Genomic DNA, 19,768 nt, shown 5'->3' on the forward strand with positions numbered 1-19,768 from the left:
ACTGAGCGCAATGAAGACGGCAGCGGAGAGCAAAGCCAGCTTTGTCATCTTGGTTTCTCCTTGTCGTTGAGCAATCACGTCGAGCCGCGGATCGCAGGCTCGTCAAACCCGCCGCGGCTTTGACGAAGGGGTCGCATGCGCCGCAACGGCGGCAGCTGCAGGCTTATGCACCGTCTGCGCGCTTGGGCTGTCGGGTGATCGCCTGTCTTCGCTGCCGGAATCTTTCGGCTCCGCCGGATGTTCGTTCACGATTGCACCCGCGGATGCTCAGTAGATTTACCGATACAAGCGGGATGAATTCTCCGCAAAATCCTCAGCGGCACGGATGGGTCGATTCATGCAGCTGCGGTCAATGAGTACGACGCTTGTTGCAGGGGTTTCTGCGCTGTTGCTGGTCGCCTGTGAGAGGGAGGCGGCGACGGACTCCCTTCCAGCGCCGGCGCGTCCCGTCCGCACCATGACAGTCGAGAAGCGGGATCAACTCACGCCCCTCACATTTTCCGGCCGCATCGAAGCCGAAGACGAAGTGAATCTGGCATTTCGAATTTCCGGTCGGCTGCACTCGAGCGACATCCGGCTCGGTGAACGCGTCGAGGCCGGCCAGCTGTTGGCGCAGCTTGAATCGCAGGACCAACTCAGCGCGTTGCGGCAGGCGCAGGCCGCTCTTGCCGCAGCTCAGGGCCAGCTCACTCAGGCACGCAATCATTTCGAACGCCAGCAGACTCTGTTGGCGCAGGGATGGACCACGCGCGCCAACTTCGAGGCCGCGACGCAGGCGCAACAGACTGCGCAATCGAATGTTGAAATGGCCGAAGCTCAGTTGAATTCCGCCCACGACCAGGTCAGCTTCACCGAGCTGCGGGCCGATGCACCGGGCAAGATAACCGAAACGGGGCCCGCCGCCGGAGAGGTCGTCCAGGCCGGACAGACGATTGCGCGGATCGCGCGGCAGGATGGCCGAGACGCGGTCTTCGACATGCCGGCTCAATTCGTCCGCGCGGCACCGGCCAATCTGCTGGTGAGCGTCAGTCTAACCGACGATCCAGCGGTGACTGCGGAAGGGCGTATCCGGCAGGTTGCCGCGCAGGCCAATCCGGTCACGCGAACCTTTGAGATCAAGATAGGACTTCGCGATCCCCCTGCCGCGATGCGGCTGGGGGCGACTGTCACGGGGCGCGTCGAGATGAGCGCCGGACCAATGATCGACATTCCGGCAACGGCGCCGACCAGGATGAATCGCCAGCCGGCGGTCTGGATCCTGGATCCCGCGACGAAGACGGTCGCCATCCGCAATGTCGACGTCTTGAGGTTCGATCAGGCGCAGGTGATCATCTCGCAAGGTTTGGACATAGGCGAGGTCGTGGTGACCGCGGGCGTCCAGGCACTTCATCCGGGTCAGCGGGTGCGCGTCCTTGGGTCGGAGCCATGACCGGGCTCAACCTCTCGGAATGGGCGCTCGGGCGCCGCTCGCTCGTCATTTATCTGATGATTGCCGCCGTCATCGCCGGCGTGCTGTCCTATCTGCGGCTGGGCCGGAACGAAGATCCTGCATTCACCATCAGGACTATGGTTGTTCAAGCGGCCTGGCCTGGAGCGACGGCCGAAGAGACGATGAAGCAGGTGACCGAACGGCTCGAGCGGCGGTTGCAAGAGACGCCACATCTGGACTTCCTGCGCAGCTTCACTCGGGCCGGTCTCACCACTATCTTCGTGAACTTGAAGGGGAGCGCCAACGCAAGGGACGTCTCCGATACCTGGTACCAGGTGAGGAAATCCATCGGGGACATCCGTCACACGCTGCCGGCGGGCATCGTGGGGCCAGCGTTCAATGACAATTTCGGCGACACGTTCGGGATCATCTATGGATTCACCAGTGATGGATTTACCCAGCGCGAGCTGCGTGACCGGGTCGAGGCGGTCCGCTCGCGTCTTCTAGACGTGCCCGATGTCGCGAAGATCGAACTGCTGGGTGCGCAGGACGAAGTGATCTTCGTCGAGTTCTCGAAACGGCAACTCGCAAGTCTCGGGGTCGATCGCACGGCTCTGATCGCCGCCCTGCAGGCACAGAATATCGTGAGCCCGGCCGGCACCATCCAGACCGGGACCGAGCGAATTTCGTTTCGGGTGTCCGGGGCGTTCCAGTCGGAGCAGGACATTGCCGACATCAACTTCAGCGCGGGCGGTCGCACGCTACGTCTGAGCGATCTCGCGACGGTACGGCGAGGCTATGCCGATCCGCCGCAACCGCTGTTCCGGGTCGGCGGTCGTCCAGCGATCGGGCTCGCGATCGCGATGCGCGAGGGCGGCGATATTCTCGTTCTCGGCAGGAACATCAAGGCGGTGATGGCAGAGATCACGGCCGATCTGCCGATCGGAATCGAACCGAGCCTCGTGGCCGACCAGGCCGTCGTGGTGGACAAAGCGATCCGCGAGTTCATGACCTCGCTGGTGCAGGCGATCGCGATCATCCTCGTCGTGAGCTTCATCAGCCTCGGCGTTCGGCCGGGCCTCATCATCGCACTGGCTATTCCGCTTACGCTCGCGATCGTGTTTCCCAGCATGGAACTTCTTCGCGTCGATATGCAGCGAATTTCACTCGGCGCTCTCATCATCGCGCTCGCGCTGCTGGTCGACGATGCCATGACGACGACGGACGCCACGCTTAATCGGTTGGCGCTGGGCGACGGCAAGATCGCGGCCGCGGCCTACGCCTTTCGCACGCATGCATTCGCCATGCTCACGGGCACACTCGTAACGATCGCCGGGTTCATTCCGGTGGGCTTTGCAGCCAGCGCGGCCGGCGAATACACGTTCTCGCTGTTTGTGGTGGTTACGATCGCTCTCCTGGCGTCGTGGTTCGTCGCCGTCATCTTCACGCCGCTGCTCGGCGTCGCTATCCTCGCGCCGCCCAAGACCACAGCCGATGCGCCGGGAATGGCCTTTCGCCTGTACCGGCGCTTCCTGGTCCTGGCGATCCGCGCCAAATGGCTGACGATCGGCGCGACGGTTGCGCTTTTTCTCGCTTCCGTGCTCGCGCTTCCGCTGGTTCCGCAGCAGTTCTTTCCATTGTCCGACCGGCCGGAACTTCTCGTGGACATCGGCCTGCCGCAGAATGCATCGATTTACGCCAGCGAGGCGGCGGCCAAGCGCCTCGATCAAGTACTGACCGGTGATCCCGACGTTGGTCATTGGAGTACCAATGTCGGGCGCGGTGCGATCCGCTTCTATCTGCCGCTCAGCGTCGAGCTGCCGAATGACTTCTTCACCCAGGCGGTCGTTGTGGCCAAAGACGTCGCGGCACGCGAGCGCCTGCATGCCAAGCTGGAACGGTTCCTTGTGGAAGAATTCCCGAACGCGATCTCCTCGGTTTCGCCGCTTGGGCTCGGTCCCCCCGTGGGATGGCCGCTGCAGTATCGCGTCAGCGGTCCCGACGTCGAGCTCGTGCGTGACATCGCGGTCGAAGTCGCGCGGATCGTCGGCTCCGATCCGAGGGCCAAGAGCCTCAATTTCGACTGGATGGAGCCGGATCGCCAGATCCGCGTTCGCGTCAACCAGGATGAGGCGCGCCGTCTCGGCCTGAGCTCGCAGGCGATCTCAATCGTTCTGAACACCGTGATCTCCGGCCTGCCCGTGACCCAGGTGCGGGACGATATCTACCTCGTCGATGTGCTGGCCCGCGCAACGGACGAGCAGCGCGTCTCGCTGCCGAGCTTGCGGACGCTGCAGGTGCCGATCCCGGGAGGGCAGACCGTTCCGCTGAGCCAGTTTGCCATCTTTGAATACGGTCAGGAGTTTCCGCTGATCTGGCGGCGCGATCGCATGCCGACCCTGACGGTGCGGGCCGCCGTTCCCGACGAGATGCCGCCGGAGACGGTGGTCAATCGGCTGGCTCCCGCTATCGCCAAGCTGAAGGCCACTCTGCCGCGTTCGTACGATGTCGTGGTCGGCGGCACGGTGGAGGAGAGCCGAAATTCGAGGTCGTCCGTGATGGCAGTCGTACCGATGATGTTGTTCGTCATGTTTACGGTGCTGATGGTGCGGCTGCAGAGCTTCCCGCGATTATTGATGGTCGTTAGCGTCGCGCCGCTCGGCCTGATCGGCGTCGTCGCGGCGCTGCTCGTGTCCGGGCGGCCGCTGGGCTTCGTCGCCATCCTCGGCGTGTTGGCGCTGCTTGGCATGATTAGCAAGAACGCGGTGATCCTGATCGGGCAAATCGAGGCGGAGCGCTTGCAAGGGAAGGGGCCCTGGCAGGCGGCAGTGGATGCAAGCAGCTCCCGCTTTCGTCCGATCATGCTGACGGCCGTCTCAACCGTACTCGGCATGATCCCGATAGCGCCGACCGTCTTCTGGGGGCCGATGGCCTTTGCGATCATGGGCGGCCTGCTCGTCGCAACCGTTCTAACTCTGGTGCTGCTGCCGACCTTGTATGTCGCCTGGTTCGGCGGGAAAGAAATGGCGCCAGCTTCCGATGCTTCCAGCCCGGCGCGAGGGTAATCCCGGGCAGCGACTAGGTAATCACCTGATGGGCCGGGCCGAGGCCACGGCGCATGGTTCGATCTCGAAATGAGGAGGTCGGCAACGCATCGTTCGAGACATCGGTGACGGCGTCGGTCTTCGCTCGCTCTTCGAGGCCATTCAATGACTGCGACGACATCGGCCCAGAAGCTCTCATTGTTCGCACTGACGGGAATGGTCGTCGGCTCCATGGTCGGCTCCGGCATCTTCTCGCTGCCCAGAACCTTCGGCACCGCAACCGGTCCCTTCGGCGCCATCCTCGCCTGGTGCATCGCAGGCGGTGGCATGTACACCATGGCGCGCGTGTTCCAGTCTCTGGCCGAGCGAAAGCCTGGTCTGGATGCCGGTGTTTATGCCTATGCGAAAGAGGGCTTTGGCGACTATCCCGGATTCCTGTCGGCGCTCGGTTACTGGATGGGAAGTTGCATCGGCAACGTGTCCTACTGGGTCCTCATCAAATCGACCCTGGGCGCGTTCTTTCCCGTGTTCGGCGACGGCAATACGGTCATCGCGATCGTCGTAGCCTCGATCGGGATCTGGCTGTTCCACTTCATGATCCTGCGCGGGGTGCAGCAGGCCGCCGCGATCAATACGATCGTCACCATCGCCAAGATCGTGCCGATCCTGATCTTCATCGTCATCCTGATCCTTGCCTTCAAGGCCGACCTGTTCCGTGCCAATTTCTGGGGCGGCGAGGGCATGCCGGACACGGGACTTTTCGAGCAGATCCGCGCGACCATGCTGGTCACGGTGTTCGTCTTTCTCGGGATCGAGGGGGCCAGTGTCTATTCCCGCTACGCCAAGGAGCGGTCCGACGTCGGCGCGGCGACGATCATGGGCTTCCTGGTCGTCACGAGCCTGATGGTGCTCGTCACCATGCTGCCTTATGCCGTGCTGCCGCGTGCGGAGATTGCAGACATGCGGCAACCGTCAATGGCCACGGTGCTGGAGGCAGTGGTCGGACATTGGGGTGCCGTCTTCGTCAGCATCGGGCTCCTGGTCTCGGTGCTCGGCGCCTATCTCGCCTGGTCGCTGATCTGCGCCGAGGTGCTTTCGGCGGCCGGTCGAACCCGGGACATGCCGCGCGTGTTCGGTACCGAGAACGCCAACAAGGTGCCGGCCGCCGCGCTCTGGCTGACCAATATCGTGGTGCAGCTCTTCGTCATCAGCACATATTGGTCCCGGGATGCCTTCTCGCTGATGCTCAATCTCACGAGCGTCATGAACCTCATTCCGTTCTTCCTGGTCGCCGCCTACGGATTGCTGCTGGTGAAGCGCGGCGAGACGTACGAGAAGAGCGCGGGCGAGCACAGACGAGATCTGATCTTCACCGGCATCGCCGTCATCTACACACTCTTCCTGATCTACGCGGCCGGAATGAAATACCTGCTGCTATCCGCGCTGCTCTACGTGCCCGGCACGGCGCTGTATGTCTGGGCGCGGGTCCAACAGAAGGCGAGGATTTTTGCACCGGTGGAGTGGGGCATCTTCATCGTGGCTGCGATCGGCGCGGCCGTCGGCATTCACGGCCTCGCGACCGGCTACATCACGATCTAGGCGGATCGATTGCGGAGGTTGCGCTCATGACACAACAGACATCAAACGGAGCGCTTCCTTTTGGCGTTCATTCGGAAGTCGGTCAGTTGCGCAAGGTAATGGTCTGCTCGCCGGGCCGCGCTCACCAGCGTCTCACTCCGACCAATTGCGACACGCTGCTGTTCGACGACGTCCTGTGGGTCGACAATGCCAAGCGCGACCATTTCGACTTCGTGCAGAAGATGCGCGACCGCGGCATCGAGGTCGTCGAGATGCACAATCTGCTCGCGGAGACCGTCGCCATCCCGGAGGCGAGGCGATGGATCCTCGACAATCAGGTGGTCCCAAACCAGGTCGGTCTCGGGCTGATTGACGAGCTCCGCGGCTATCTGGAAAGCCTCGCCCCCCGCGCGCTGGCGGAAACCCTGATCGGCGGATTGTCGACCCACGATTTCCCCGACGCACATGGCGGTGAAATGCTCCGGTTGATCCGGGAGGCGGCCGGCATGACCGAGTATCTGCTGCCGCCACTTCCGAACACGCTGTACACGCGCGATACCACCTGCTGGATCTATGGCGGCGTAACGTTGAATTCGCTGTTCTGGCCGGCGCGTCACGAGGAGCCGATCCTCGCCGCCGCCATTTACAAGTTCCATCCGGATTTCGCCGGCAAGGTCCACGTCTGGTGGGGCGATCCGACTCAGGATCACGGCCTTGCCACTCTGGAAGGTGGCGATGTGATGCCGATCGGGAAGGGAAACGTCCTGATCGGATTGAGCGAACGGACATCGAGACAGGCGATCAGCCAGCTTGCCGCCGCTCTTTTCAGGAAAAAGGCCGCTGAGCGCGTCATCGTGGCGGCCATGCCCAAGCTGCGTGCGGCGATGCATCTCGACACGGTCTTCACGTTCGCCGATCGGGATTGCGTGCTGCTTTACCCCGATATCGTCAATAACATCACGGCGTACTCCTACCGGCCGGCGGACAACTCTGCCGGAATCGAGCTGCGCAAGGACGAGAAGCCTTTCGTCGACGTCGTGGCTGGGGCGCTCGGCCTGAAGAAGCTCCGCGTCGTGGAGACCGGTGGCAATGCCTATCTGCGCGAACGAACCCAGTGGGACAGCGGCGCTAACCTGGTTTGCGCCTCTCCAGGCGTCGTCTTCGCCTACGATCGCAACACCTACACCAATACGCTGCTGCGCAAGGAGGGAATCGAAGTGATCACCATCGTCGGCGCGGAGCTCGGCCGCGGCCGCGGCGGTGGTCACTGCATGACCTGCCCGATTACCAGGGATCCGGTCGACTACTAGCCGGCGGAGGAATCGACCCAGATCAACCTGTGATTTATCATCTGAACATTAACACGCCACAATCGGCGCGCAGTGTGACACGAATCCCGGTGTCCGGCTGCAGCATCGGAGGGGACCTATGCGACCGTCTGGATTTTTTCTGCCGGTTGCCGCACTGCTCGGCAGTAGTACGGCTTGGGCGGCGGACCTCGATCTGACCGACTTCAAATCGAGCGGAGCCGCTACATCCTCCTACGCGGTTCCTTATTACCAAGCCCCGTCCTGGAGCGTCGTTGGTTCCATCTCGCCGACTTTCACCGACAACGCGCTCTTCACCCGCGATAACCGCAGGTCGGACGTCTATTACGCGCCAGACGTGAGCGTCAGGCTCGACGGGAACCTCACCAACGATCTGTCATACCGGCTCTATGCGCGGGCTCAATACGAAGCCTTTTCGCGGGAAAAGGACGGCAATTTCGCCGTCGCGCGTATGGGCGCGCGTCTGACCGAGAACTGGGACGGCTGGCGCTTGTCTGGCATTTACGAAAATCGATATGATTTCGATGGCATCTACCGCGATCTCGCCTTCACGTCCCACGATGTGATGGGCTCAATCGCGCGCGATTTCCGCGTTGGCAACGCGACGTTCTCGCCACTAGTGCTTTTGACCTACCGTTTCTCCGATCTGGCCGAGGCGCGCCGCTGGCGCTTTGACGCCGTGCTCGGAATCGAGGTCAAGCTTGATCCGAGATGGTCGATCGTCAGTACGCCCCTGTTCGAAGCCTATTGGTTCACCGATGGACTCAATACCGGTCGCCAGGATCAGCTCTATTCGGTTGACCTCGGCCTGAAGTACAACGTTGCCAACAACGTGTCGCTCACGACGACCGTGCTCTACGAGGCACGAACCTCGAACGTCCCGCTGCGGCGATACAGGGACGTTCGGATCGGGCCTCGCCTGGACTTTGCCTTTTAGAGGTGCTCGAGAGATGCCGGCAAGACGCCTTCTAATGCTGACCTGCCTCATCATCTCAAGCATGATGACGACGGTCGTGCTGGCCGATCCTCGCGATGCGGTCGATCGTAGCCATCGACTCGATACCGATGCACTTCGGGATGATGCCGCGACGCGCCGTCTGGAGCAACCATCTCACCCGCTCTCAATTGCGCCGGCCCCGGCGGCACCGCCCGCGAAGGCGACCAGAAAGAAGAAGTCGGACACGAGCAGTAGCCGATAGCCCTGGCGAACCTGTCAGCGCATTAGGCGGGGGAACGGTGGAGGACGCCCGGCGACCACGGAATGGCGGCGCGACGATGCCATTCGGGCTCGTTCGCCGCGCATCGCCATTTTTACTCTCTATTGCATCGGATTTGAGATTCGGCGGCCCTTGACGAAGGCCAAGATTTCAATCCCCCATGAATACTACCTCATGTTGAATGAGCGGTTCGCTGGGTGTATAGTTGATTGACCCGCAGGTGCGCTATTCCGAATTCGGTGGAGGATTTCTCGCCGGCAGGGTGGGGAGAGACCCCGCTATTGTCGTCGTGGCCAATATCGGGAGTCGCCGGAATAGAGTGAGTAGTACAGTGAAGCCACATGGCTCCCCCGCCAGAGAGTCGAGGCAAACCAGTCCCAAGCGCTGGCTGCGCGTAGGTTTGCAACCATCGACCGAGGAGCTTTACTGGAACTCTTCTGCAGATCTCCTCTTCGTCGCGCGCCCCTCCTTTTGCGGACATTTCGTCTACGAGAGCATCAATCCGGCATTCGAGTCCCGGCTCGGCGTATCGTCGCGAGACGTGCTCGACATGAATGTATCCGATTGCCTGAGCGCGGATGACGCGAGATCTGTCTGCGAAGCACTTCGGGCGAGCCTCGCGGAGAAGGCTGAGATCAGGATCCGGCAGCGGCTGGCGTTTGGTGGTTCATCCCGCACGAGGGAAACGACGGTCACGCCGATCCTGGATCCCGCGACCCGCGGTGTCGTCCGGTTGATCGGCTGCCATCGCGAGGCGCGCGACGTTCGCTTCGAGGACCCCACCACATGGGGGAACGGGCTGGATGTCGAAGCTGGCCTGCTGTCGCTTCAGGAGAGCATTCAGCAGCGGATCGCTTCCGATCTCCACGATTCGACCTGTCAACATCTGATTGCCGCGAGTCTCGGCTTGATGCGGATCCGCGGCCAGCTTGACGGCACACAAGCCGCCGAACGGATCTGCGACGAAATCGACGCGTCGATTGATGAAGCGCTCCGGGAGCTCCGGGCTTTTGCCTATCTGCTGCATCCGCGGGATCTGACGGGTGACGGATTGAAGGCCACGATCGAAGGCTACGCGGAAGGGTTCGCGGCGCGCACCTCGTTGCATGTGAGGGTGAACATCGTGCCGGAGGTCGATGGGTTACCTTATGAGGCCCAACGCTCGCTGCTGCGCGTTGTTCAGGAGGCTCTGACGAACGTCTTCCGTCACGCAAAAGCGACGGAGGTGGCAATCGTCATCGATGTTGTCGACAGTCGTTTCCAATTGATGATCAGCGACAATGGACGCGGTCTTCCCCACCCTGGCAGGCCGGGTGCCGGGACGCTATCGAGCGGCGTCGGAATTCCCGCGATGCGAGCAAGACTGCACGGGATCGGAGGTACGTTGGCCATCCAGTCCAGCGGGATGGCGCCGCATTCCGGTACCGTTCTGTCCGCGGTCTTCCCGCACGTCCTTGCAGTGAATCGGCGCAATCGACGAAGGACCACGACCAATACGAGGGCCGATACCGGCACACAATCAGCGAAAGAACACTAGCCAGCGGCGGCGGGTCGAAAGTGTGACCCGAACCGCCGTCAAGAATAGGGAGTGTGCTGCATGAAACGTATCCTCATAGCCGACGATCACGAAGCGGTGCGATCGGGTTTGCGGGCGGTCCTCGAACAGCGGGCGGACTGGGAAGTGGTGGCCGAGGCCACTGACGGAGGCAAGGCGGTCGCCGCGGCGATCCAGAGCCAGCCCCACGTCGCCATCCTGGATTTCTCGATGCCGAGGATGACCGGCGTGGAGGTGGCGCGGCGTATGAGGGACTATCGGCTGCAAACCGAGATCCTGATCTTCACCGTGCACAATTCGGGTCTGATAGCGCAGCAGGCGTTCGAGGCCGGCGCCCGCGCTTTCTTGGTGAAGTCTGATGCGAACAAGCTGCTGCTGGCGGCTGTCGAGTCGCTGCTGATGCATAGGCCGTTCTTCTGTACGAATAGCATTGTCGAATACGACGGCGAGCCGGGCCCCCACGGCGAACGACACCACCATGGGCTGACCGCGCGCGAGCAGCTCGTCGTCAAGCTGGTTGCCGAGGGCTACAGCAACAAGGGGATCAGCGCGATCCTCGACTTGAGCGTTAAGACGACGGAGGCGCATCGGGCAGCGGCGATGCGCAAGCTGGAGGTAAATTCGACGGCGGGCCTCGTGCGATACGCGGTGCGAACCGGGCTGATCGAGGCCTGATCGCGGGCAGTGCGCCGTCCGTGGCTGTCAGTACCTTCGCCTGCATCTCTCAGGGTTTTGCTGGATAACCGTTCTTGTGGGACGCCGTATGATCGTTCGACCTGACCGCCGATGACCGCTCTAGTCCACCTGGCTTGGCCGAGGGTAGGCAAACGGGAACGACCCGTGAAACGCATCTTGATTGCGGACGACCATGAAATCGTGCGTTCCGGACTTCGTGCGATTGTTGAAACGCGGTCCAACTGGATCGTGAGCGGCGAGGCGACCAATGGTGAGCAGGCGGTCACGCTTGCGCTGGAAACCAGGCCAGACATCGTGATCGTCGATTATTCCATGCCGATCATCAACGGCCTGGAGGTCAGCCGCCGCCTCAGAGCGCTTCACGTTCAAACCGAGGTGCTTATCCTCACGATGCATGAAAGCGAGGAGCTCCTGACAGAGGCCATTCTGGCCGGAATCCGCGGCTTCCTGTTCAAGTCCGACGCTCGCAACCATCTCATTTCCGCGGTCGAAGCGCTGCTCGACGGCAGACCCTACTTCACGAGTGTTCTGCTGGAGAAGCTGCTCCGCGACTACCAGGCGAACAAGCAGAACCGGGCCGACATGCTGCTGACCTCGCGCGAGGAGAGCGTGGTCCAGCTGATCGCAGAGGGGCACACCAACAGGTCGATAAGCGCGATCCTGAATCTGAGCGTCAAGACGGTCGAGACACACCGCGCCTCGGCCATGCGCAAGCTCAGGATGTCCTCCACCGCCGAGCTGGTTCGGTATGCTGTCCGCAAGCGGCTGGTTTCACCTTGAACGAGCGGGGAGCGCTTTCGGCTGCTCTACCCCTACGAGGTGCGCAGCGAGCAGGAATACTTTGACGACATCCAGGACGTGAAGGTCACCAAGGACATGCTCGATCTCGCCAGGCACATCGTCAACTAGAAGGCCGGTCGCTTCGCGCCCGAAAAGTTCGAGGACCATTACGAGACCGCGCTGATCGAGCTGATCAACGAAAAGCGCGCCGGCAAGGTGATCCGGCCGAAGGAGCGGCCGAAGGGCGAGAACGTGGTCGACCTCATGGAGGCGCTGCGGCGCAGCGTCGGCAAGGAGGCAGGCAAAGATGCAGGCAAGCAGGCCGCGCCCGCGAAGGCGGATAAGCCCGCGAAGAAGCCGAGGAAGGCGGCTTCCGGCCAGAAGGAGATGCTGATGCCGATCGCGGGCAAGAAGGCGGCCGCCAAGGAGACGTCCGCGAAGAAGCCGGCCGCAGGGGCGCGGCGGAAATCGGCCTGAAGCATCCGGTGACAGCGGACGGACGCTACGTCGTCGTCCGTGGTCGCTTGTGGAGGCCTCAAAGGCTCTCGTCCGAGCACTCCGGACAGGTATCGCCGATCGAATCGAGGACATCGTTGATCTCCGCGATCGCTTGATCGGCAGAGACGCCGTCCGGCGGATCCTGGCGTGCGAGCTCTGCCGCACGTTTCCGCGCGTGCGGGTCGGCACGATCCCTGGCCCAGCCGTGCTCCTCGCATTCGCAGATCGCGCCGGCCTCCTGCAGCACATGGATGGCCCATCCGCGAAGGGTCCGGATCGCCGGCCGTCTTTCCCTGGTCATCAGCATGCGAGATCGCTCCTGCGGGACGAATCCGTGCCCGCGCCAAATCGTTCCGCGCGTTAGCACGGGGCAGGGATTCGCAAACGGTGGGACTGTCTTTGTCCCCGTGTTCCGGAGGGCTGTGGAGAAGGCGAAGTGTTGAAGCCGGGTCCGCGCATGCCCCCCGCAAACACGGCAACGAGCCAGGCGGGTCTCGTGCTGGGGAACCTGGTGCCGAGAGGCGACTTGAGTGGTCATCGGTTCGGAGGAAAAGCCCATGGCCATTGATGCGTTCGCTGGCACCACGCCGGTGTTTCTCCCTGAGCAGTTCTTCGTTGGCCGCTTGGAAGGATGGGCGGTGGTCGAGAGCCTCGTCGGCGGGCTGTTGAAGCGGGCGACGATCGCGGCGCATGGCGAGTTGGACGCGGACACCGACACCGTTGTCCTGACCGAAACCTACACCTTCGATGACGGCCGCAGCGACACGCTGCGCTGGACGATTCACAAGCTGGGCGAAGGTCAATACACCGGCCATGAAAATCGCCTGGAAGGCGAAGCCACCGGCGAGCAGGCCGGTTGTGCGTTCCATTGGACATACACGCGCGACACGCCGCAGGGCGATGGCAAGTCGTTCAAGTTGAATTTCGATGACTGGTTCTACGCGATCGACGATCGCGCCTGCATCGTGCGCGGCAGCGCCGGGCGCGCAGGCATTCCGTTCGCGATGGCGCATGTGACGTATCGGAAGCTGTAAGGTTCGCCCGACGCGGGCTGCAGCCCCGCTCCCCTGCCGCGCCCAGCGCTATCGCATATGGCTTGTGGAGGCGGTTTGCGCGCACGCCTCGTCCTTCGAGACGGCGCTGATGCGCCTCCTCAGGATGAGGCTAATCAGCTTCAGTGCCCTTCAAAACTGCAGCCACAAACTCCGCCCTTATCCTGAGGAGCCCGCCCCAAGCGGGCGTCTCGAAGGATGGCCGCAAAAAAAGCTCTCAAATACGAAAGCCTTGGCCTGCGCGCCCTTCTTCCTCGGGATTAACATTTTTGAATCGCGAACGCACCGAAGCAAAGTACGGTCGGCGCTCCCGAGAGGGATCTTCTGGCGCTGATTGACCAGAGCGGGGGCGGGGGCGTGAATTTCCAGGTGACGGTCTTGAAGATCCTGGTGAGCTATCCGGACGGCTTTGCCGTCATGGAAGACCTCAAGCGCGACATGGCCATCCTGGCAACCAGCGGCCGCGATTGGGCCGAGCGGACAAGGCGTCTCGCCAGCCGGGTGCCGGACCTCGACATCTTTTCGCAAGGCCTGGTCGAGCGCATCAGCGGTGGCTGGAGACTGACGTCCAAGGGGCGAGACGTCTTGGAGTTCATGGAAGCCCGCCCGGCACCAAGCGAGCCAAGCCTGGCGTCGCTGGTCAACGAGACGTCCCAGCCGGTATTGGAGATTGCTCCGCTTCCCCCGCTGCCGCAGCCAGTCGACCGGGCCAAGCGGCGGCGCGAGCGCCGAGAGCGCCGCCGCGAAGCACGCGAGCGGGCGAGGGCGAACGCCTCGTGAATTGGGATTGAGGTCGGCACGGAGCGAGCGGTCATCGCTATGGGCGCCTGCACATGGCGACCTCTTGCCCATAGGGTCCGGATCGCGGCCGTCTTTCCCTGGTCATCAGCCACGGGTTCATCGAGAAGGACGTAGAAGACCCCGCCGGACGACCTGACCCTTGCGCGCCGCAGAAGCCGTGAGTTCGGGAAATGAAGGAGGCCACCGCCAAGGGCGCCACGCTCGATGACGTCCTCGGCGAGGAAGCAATCTGGCCCGGCGCATGAAGACCTCGCGCAGCCAGATTGGGTGCTTGCTCACCCAAAGGACGGCAACGTCACGCTAACCACCCTGCAGCGCGCGCCGCGGATGGTCGGACGGTCGTTGAGGTTGGAGTTGGTCCGAGGCGAGCGCTCAATAAGTCTCCGAAGAGAAGCTCGATTGAGAGTTGACATTCCGGTCTGTGGCTCTGAATGAAGCCGTTTTAGTTCTGCATTTTTTGCTTCGGAGCGGTCGGTTATGAGCAAAGCCTCAAAAATAGTTGAGAAGATGCTTGCCGGATTGGCAGAGACCCGAGGCATGTCACCCTTGGCGTTGATCGAGGATGACCATTTCAAGCTCCCGCGACTAATTCCTGCTGGGGACGGCGGAACGCTTCAAATCACGAAGGAAGTCGATGATCTTATTACGAAACTCGCGCACGAGCTTAAAACGGACCGTCCGTCTCTGGCACGGAATGCCAAAGAGAGTGAGTGGCGAGACTGGGTTCGCGGTGCTGTAGGACCGCTGATCGCCAGCACGCCGCTGTCGGATCCGGCAGGACAGGCGCCTGGTTTGCTGACGAAGCTTGAAGATGCGCTCAACGCCATAGTTGCCAATCTGGACGCGCGTGAATACGCCTTCGGAACAACACTCTTCTCCAAGGGAGATGTTGCGCGATTCTCTTTCGGTCCGGTGACGTTTGAACCGCGCCAGGTATGGCTTGATCGCAAAGTAGCCGAGGGCGGTGTTACGCCGGTTACCCAGCGGCGTGCTAAGCGCCTATGGACAGGAGGCCGGGTCCGGCCGCGAAAAAGCAATCGCGAGAAGCTGCTTGAGGACAACATACTTCAAGCGATAGGGCCCTGCGAATATGTCTGCAGCGTTGAGCTGTCTTCTGCCTTTGCGCCCGAAGCCGGTCTTGAGACGGCGTTGACAGCGGCGCGACTCGCGCTCGCGTGTTCAGCCCTAGCCTTTGAGAAGCCATCGGAAACGCTACGGGGATTCAATCTGAACTATGATGGACCCATTTATAGTCAAACATCGCTCCAGTTCGTTCCCGGAAAAACAATACTGTCCGGATCGCGACTGAGCCGCCGTCCTTTCGGACCGTTTATCAAGCCGAGCGATTGGCTGGGGGAGTTGGTTCGCCTGAAGGATATTTATGTGGCGTGCGGCGAAATGCTCGACAACCTCGTAGATCCCGGCAGGAGTACCGCACGCCGGGAGATACTGGAGGCGTTGCTGCAGGCGCTCATTTGGTTTGAGAAAGGATGCCGAGAGACTGGCGACCTCATGGCGACGGTTGGGTTTGCCGCATCTCTGGACGCCTTGGGCAAGGGTACTAAGGCCAAAGGAATTCTCACGATGCTCGAAGCAAGGCTCGGCATAAAGCGAGCCGATCCCATCAATGCTGAAGGTCCAACGTTCCAGTCCCTTCTCGATACCATTTACAGTGAAGGGCGCAGCCGGACTATTCATGGTACGAATGAGAAGATCGGATATGACTGGACCAATACCCGCGTGGTCGCGGAACAGCTTGCAAGGTACGCCTTGATAGCCTGCCTCGATTACGTCGCCAAAACGCCAACGGCGTCAAAGACCGACGACTTGAAAAAGTAGGCGTGATGCCTGCGGGAAGAGGGATCGAAAAGATCACCGGACTTCACGGAAGATTTGCGTATCGATCAAGAACTTTCATCAGGATACGATTGGCATTTGTGAAATTGCCTAACTGGTCTGCGAGTGCGTATTCCCACTTTTCGCCATGAAACAGATTGTTGCGGTACCGAAAGACAATGATAAGCGCCGTTGCGACGCACTGGTGGGGAGAGGTCTCAGCCCCGCTAAGCACGCCGCGCACCATCGGAGCGCGATCACGCGGCCGCAGATGGAGGCCGTCAAAGTGATGCGAAAAATGGCCAACCGGATGATATCGCTGTTTGAAATAGGCGAGTTCTTCATCGAGCAGATCGGGCACGAGGATGCCAGCCGCGTCCCAGGAATCAACGGCGACGCAGATCGCTGCAGCGCTGCCGCTTCTGTTTAGAATGCGGCTCTCGAAAAAAGTCCAAAGCAGCGAGAAATCCGTGACGGCGTTTAGTTCGTCTTTCGAGAGTTGGTTAAAACCCGGCGCTCTTGCTTTAAGCCATTCTATTGCTTGGGTCATCGGGGCACGTGGTCTGGTGAGTTAGTTGGCGGATATCGATTGCAAGCGAATGAGGTGCTTCATGAACGAGCTTGTAATCTCGAAGACAAATTCGACCTCAGCTTCATTCACCTGATCGTCGTGCTTGACGTATGTGTTCTGAAACTTCGCATAATAATCGGCCAGCTTTACGAACATGTTCGCGAGTTCGGGCGAACCGCCTTTCGATTTGATATATGTGCCGAGGCTATTGATCTGGTTTTCGAGCGACTTTTCGTTTCCAAAGATACCCCGTAAAAGCTTCTCCAGCGACAGCCGCAAGTCATCGAGCAGATTTCGATGGAATGAGCCCGTTTCCAGCTTGGTGAAGGCCTGATTATAGAGCGACAGGACTTCAGGGTGTTCCCGCAGCCAGTGACGTGTTTCTTCAATGAGCGTCTCGTTTACTTCCGAACTCGGATGCTCCGCCAGATGCCCATAACGCGTTGCCAGTCGCTGTTTGAGCTCCGTGCGCTTTGCCGAGCGGGTTAGGCCAAATGATCGATGATCACAAAGCTCGCGAAGGATTCGATATTGCTGGGGACCTGAAAAAGCTCGTAGGTTCTCGTACAAGGCTGTTCGCTTGTTGGAGGCCTGGAAGGGATAAGTTGGATGCGGCAGCGGCACATCATACTCGACCGCATAGGCAGCCGTTTCCCTAACGATCTCGGTTCCGCTTAGTCCGCCATTAGTGTCGGCGAGTATGTCAGCTGCGTATTGCAGAAAATTGGGTGGGATCTCGTTTTCGTTCAGCATGTGTACTTCGGAATGTTTGCGGGCGCCGAGCAGACAGTGTCAACGGCTACACTCAACATGAACGTAGACTGATCGAGTGTCTTTGGCGAAGAGTCCAGAGCAGAGGTTCTCGCTAGCCGGTAGGGATTTTTCTCTGAATCTTGAGTTCGGCAACCATGTCGCGGGTGTCCTCAAACCACGCATCGACTGCCACGAACAAGTCCCGTTGCATGACACGCGACCATTCCTGAATTGTCGCGTCCAATGCCTGACCATTTGCATGTACAAACTTGGGTCGGTCGAGCCATTCCTCCCCTTTACTCATCAGATAGTCTATGGCAACGCCGCCTGCCGCCCCCAGAGCCCAGCCCGCGGCCGTACCGAGACCTGGTTCAACCATCGTCCCTGCGGCGGCCCCAATGATCTGCGGCCGCATTGCTGTAACAGCTTTGGTGGCAGCTTTTGCGAAGATGGGAGAGACGGCCCGTTCAACAGCCGGCGCGGTGCTCCGGGTTAGAAGGGCCGATACGGAAACGGCCCCTGCTCCCCTCAGAACCGTCCGGAATGGTTCGTCATCCACCGCGGCTCGCGGTGCTTTCCATTTTTGCTGGTCCCATGCCAGCGAAACGTCCAACTTGGCCAGCGGATTGAGACGTTCAAGATGCTGGGTTTCGCGATTTAGATAATCTTGAACGCGGTCATCAAGCGCCGTAAGGACAGTGAGATACTCTTTGTGTGCCGTGGCCAGAATGTGGGCGAGACCTGCTTCCAGGACAGGATTTCGGAAGTCAGGTCTAAGCACGAACCTCTGATAATTCCGGATCAGATAGGCCTCGACCGCGTTACGGCTTCCCTCAAGGATTCCTTGCACGTTGCTAGGCAGAGCGCCCGATAAGCCGCCTATGGACGCTTCCTTGAGGAGGGCCCAGGATCGGCTCCACGCGAAGTACCAATCCGCATAGGCGGCAATGCAAGCATCGCGATCCCCGAAGGCCTCAGCAAGAAGCGCATCAATCCGAACCGCCGTATTCGCTCTTACTCGCTGACTCTCCGTATCGAGGTAGATCAGCGTGTCGTTGACGAACTTGTTGGCGCCATCCTCGTCAGCCAATAGCAGGTGCAACCTACCGTGCACGTCACGATAGTGGAGAAGGACTGAGCGCTTAAACTGTGTGGTCACACCTGCACTGATGACGCTGTCGTCTCGGTGCACGGCAGCGCGGTGCAGCGCGCGTTGCTGGGTCGAGTCAAATATCCCTGGCGCGACCTCAAGAACAGCGTACCCGACGACCACACCCACGACTGCCCAGGACAATCGCGCAAAGACCGACGCTTGCCTCTGAGAACGAACGGGTTTGGATCTGTGCCGCAACAACATGCGAGATACGCGTGGCAATGACTGTTCGCTCACCACGATGACTTCACGGAGGTCATCGCCCACCGCAACACGACTCGAATTTGGATGCTCTCTCGCCACATTTTTCTCCATCGCGGTGTGCCGTACGATCGAGATAGGCTTTATAGCCTAAGCGATTCCGTCCCGGCCGGCAATGAAGCACAGTCGGCCATCCCGGCGATCCGAAACGCGAAGATAAGGCCGTCTTTACCCGTGTAGCTCAGTTCAATCGTGCGTGAGGTCCAAGTCGAGAGAATAGTGCGCGGCGAGGTAGCGAGGGGCAGTAGGTCGAGCTCCGCCCTTGTGGTTCGCAGCGGGGACGCTCACTTTCGATAGTACAATTCGATTCAGGTCGGTGGGTCCGCGCCGGATGTTCTAGGTGAAGATAGCGACCCCACATCGAGCATGGGTTCAATCAATCTGGTCGGTTGGGACTCCGAAGGCATATCGCGAAGGCCAGCCGCGTAGACTGCATCGGCTGGCGTATCGCAATGGTGCTCTTAGGGACTCGGGAGCCGGTCATTCGGGCAGCCCCCAGTTCCTCTTTGGGTCGTTTCGCCGATTGTTGGCGTGCTCATTCATGATCTCATGAGTGCTGCCGTCGGATCCGGACAGGTAACCCATCCATCGTGTGGTCTTGCCGCTGTTTGATAGCTGCGGAGACCAATCGTCACGGTACGTGACCCCGTTGAACTCGAACGTCGGGTTCTCCTTTTTCCAAGCTCGACGCTCCTTGGTCCCCGAGGCGTGTGGACACTTTTCCATGTGGTTATAGTAGGCGTCGATCGGTGACTTCGGATTTCGACGTCGCTCCTCGCGAGCGGCCGCGCGCTCAGCCTCACGGGCCAGCCGGCGTTCTTCCCTTCGTTTCTCCTTCTCCTCTGCCTTGCGACACTCCTCGGCAAACTCTGGAGAATTGAGGTATTCCTCCAGCCATGCATTGGAGCGCTCGATATCGGCTTTGATCTCTTCTGGGGTCTTTGGCTTCGGGCGAGGCCTCAGCGTCAGGCTGCCACGCACCTTCAGGACAGCTTCCTTGGCTCGGCCATGAGAGAAGCTCTTGCGTTTCTTTGCCATCAGTGAAACGCCTTGCAATGGTCGCCGCTCGCGAAGGTGGCAGTCGTGCGGGGCGCGCCTGTGCGTTGGCCGCGCTGCGTGCCGTCAGGCTTCGGCGTAGGATAGGGGCTCTCTGCCTGCGCTGATGTTGAAATCGCTAATGCGCTGGCGAGCGTGATGATCTTCGTCATGGTTGCAT

The 19,768-nt window shown here is 60.8% G+C and carries 18 protein-coding genes and 1 pseudogene; 13 read left to right on the forward strand and 6 right to left on the reverse strand.

The window, feature by feature from the left end; genetic code table 11:
* Positions 1-352: 352 nt before the first annotated feature.
* From I6F16_RS23070 to I6F16_RS23115, 10 genes and pseudogenes are all read left to right on the forward strand, one after another.
* Positions 353-1,429 (forward strand): efflux RND transporter periplasmic adaptor subunit, encoded by a 1,077-nt coding sequence (locus I6F16_RS23070; protein ID WP_225174006.1) that lies wholly within the window; start codon positions 353-355, stop codon positions 1,427-1,429.
* Positions 1,426-4,494 carry an efflux RND transporter permease subunit gene (locus tag I6F16_RS23075; RefSeq protein WP_225112300.1) on the forward strand — a complete coding sequence of 1,023 codons (3,069 nt, stop codon included), beginning with the start codon at positions 1,426-1,428 and terminating at the stop codon, positions 4,492-4,494. Before I6F16_RS23070 ends, I6F16_RS23075 begins: the two co-directional genes overlap by 4 nt.
* Before the next feature lie 144 nt (positions 4,495-4,638).
* A complete protein-coding gene (locus I6F16_RS23080) occupies positions 4,639-6,072 on the forward strand; it encodes a basic amino acid/polyamine antiporter (protein WP_036011479.1) in 1,434 nt (477 codons plus the stop codon).
* 26 nt (positions 6,073-6,098) lie between these two features.
* Positions 6,099-7,361, forward strand: coding sequence for an arginine deiminase (gene arcA, locus I6F16_RS23085; RefSeq protein WP_225112301.1), 1,263 nt, complete (start codon positions 6,099-6,101; stop codon positions 7,359-7,361).
* A 118-nt stretch (positions 7,362-7,479) separates the two neighbouring features.
* Positions 7,480-8,316, forward strand: coding sequence for an outer membrane beta-barrel protein (locus tag I6F16_RS23090; protein WP_225112302.1), 837 nt, complete (start codon positions 7,480-7,482; stop codon positions 8,314-8,316).
* Between the two features lie 34 nt (positions 8,317-8,350).
* On the forward strand, positions 8,351-8,578 hold the full coding sequence (locus tag I6F16_RS23095) for a hypothetical protein (RefSeq protein ID WP_225157912.1): 228 nt from the start codon (positions 8,351-8,353) through the stop codon (positions 8,576-8,578).
* Between the two features lie 418 nt (positions 8,579-8,996).
* Positions 8,997-10,133 carry an ATP-binding protein gene (locus I6F16_RS23100; RefSeq protein ID WP_225112303.1) on the forward strand — a complete coding sequence of 379 codons (1,137 nt, stop codon included), beginning with the start codon at positions 8,997-8,999 and terminating at the stop codon, positions 10,131-10,133.
* 60 nt (positions 10,134-10,193) lie between these two features.
* Entirely contained in the window at positions 10,194-10,826 is a 633-nt protein-coding gene (locus tag I6F16_RS23105; protein WP_225112304.1) for a response regulator transcription factor, read from the forward strand.
* Between the two features lie 165 nt (positions 10,827-10,991).
* Positions 10,992-11,627 carry a response regulator transcription factor gene (locus I6F16_RS23110; protein WP_036035698.1) on the forward strand — a complete coding sequence of 212 codons (636 nt, stop codon included), beginning with the start codon at positions 10,992-10,994 and terminating at the stop codon, positions 11,625-11,627.
* Between the two features lie 21 nt (positions 11,628-11,648).
* Positions 11,649-12,104: pseudogene (locus I6F16_RS23115) on the forward strand (Ku protein); the annotation flags it as partial.
* Between the two features lie 58 nt (positions 12,105-12,162).
* Here the strand turns inward: I6F16_RS23115 and I6F16_RS23120 are convergent.
* A complete protein-coding gene (locus tag I6F16_RS23120) occupies positions 12,163-12,432 on the reverse strand; it encodes a hypothetical protein (RefSeq protein ID WP_225112305.1) in 270 nt (89 codons plus the stop codon).
* Positions 12,433-12,682: 250 nt separating this feature from the next.
* Here I6F16_RS23120 and I6F16_RS23125 point away from each other — a divergent pair, with 250 nt between their 5' ends.
* From I6F16_RS23125 to I6F16_RS23135, 3 genes are all read left to right on the forward strand, one after another.
* Entirely contained in the window at positions 12,683-13,159 is a 477-nt protein-coding gene (locus I6F16_RS23125; protein ID WP_225112306.1) for a DUF3833 family protein, read from the forward strand.
* A 375-nt stretch (positions 13,160-13,534) separates the two neighbouring features.
* A complete protein-coding gene (locus I6F16_RS23130) occupies positions 13,535-13,957 on the forward strand; it encodes a hypothetical protein (RefSeq protein ID WP_225112307.1) in 423 nt (140 codons plus the stop codon).
* Positions 13,958-14,455: 498 nt separating this feature from the next.
* Complete coding sequence (locus I6F16_RS23135; RefSeq protein ID WP_225112308.1) at positions 14,456-15,817, forward strand: hypothetical protein; 1,362 nt, start codon at positions 14,456-14,458, stop codon at positions 15,815-15,817.
* Between the two features lie 43 nt (positions 15,818-15,860).
* On the opposite strand, the gene I6F16_RS23140 is transcribed toward I6F16_RS23135, so the two are convergent.
* The 5 genes from I6F16_RS23140 to I6F16_RS23160 all read right to left on the reverse strand — a co-directional run bounded on the left by I6F16_RS23140 (position 15,861) and on the right by I6F16_RS23160 (position 19,760).
* Positions 15,861-16,364 carry a hypothetical protein gene (locus I6F16_RS23140; protein ID WP_225112309.1) on the reverse strand — a complete coding sequence of 168 codons (504 nt, stop codon included), beginning with the start codon at positions 16,362-16,364 and terminating at the stop codon, positions 15,861-15,863.
* A gap of 21 nt (positions 16,365-16,385) precedes the next feature.
* On the reverse strand, positions 16,386-17,138 hold the full coding sequence (locus tag I6F16_RS23145; RefSeq protein ID WP_225112310.1) for a hypothetical protein: 753 nt from the start codon (positions 17,136-17,138) through the stop codon (positions 16,386-16,388).
* A gap of 112 nt (positions 17,139-17,250) precedes the next feature.
* Positions 17,251-18,417 (reverse strand): hypothetical protein, encoded by a 1,167-nt coding sequence (locus tag I6F16_RS23150; protein ID WP_225112311.1) that lies wholly within the window; start codon positions 18,415-18,417, stop codon positions 17,251-17,253.
* A 615-nt stretch (positions 18,418-19,032) separates the two neighbouring features.
* Positions 19,033-19,590, reverse strand: a complete 558-nt coding sequence (locus I6F16_RS23155; RefSeq protein WP_225112312.1) for a hypothetical protein — start codon at positions 19,588-19,590, stop codon at positions 19,033-19,035.
* A complete protein-coding gene (locus I6F16_RS23160) occupies positions 19,590-19,760 on the reverse strand; it encodes a hypothetical protein (protein ID WP_225112313.1) in 171 nt (56 codons plus the stop codon). The genes I6F16_RS23155 and I6F16_RS23160 overlap by 1 nt, the downstream gene beginning before the upstream one ends.
* Positions 19,761-19,768: the final 8 nt, after the last annotated feature.

Origin of the sequence: Bradyrhizobium sp. IC4060 (assembly GCF_020193715.1) — a bacterium.
Classification (GTDB): Bacteria; Pseudomonadota; Alphaproteobacteria; order Rhizobiales; family Xanthobacteraceae; genus Bradyrhizobium; species Bradyrhizobium yuanmingense.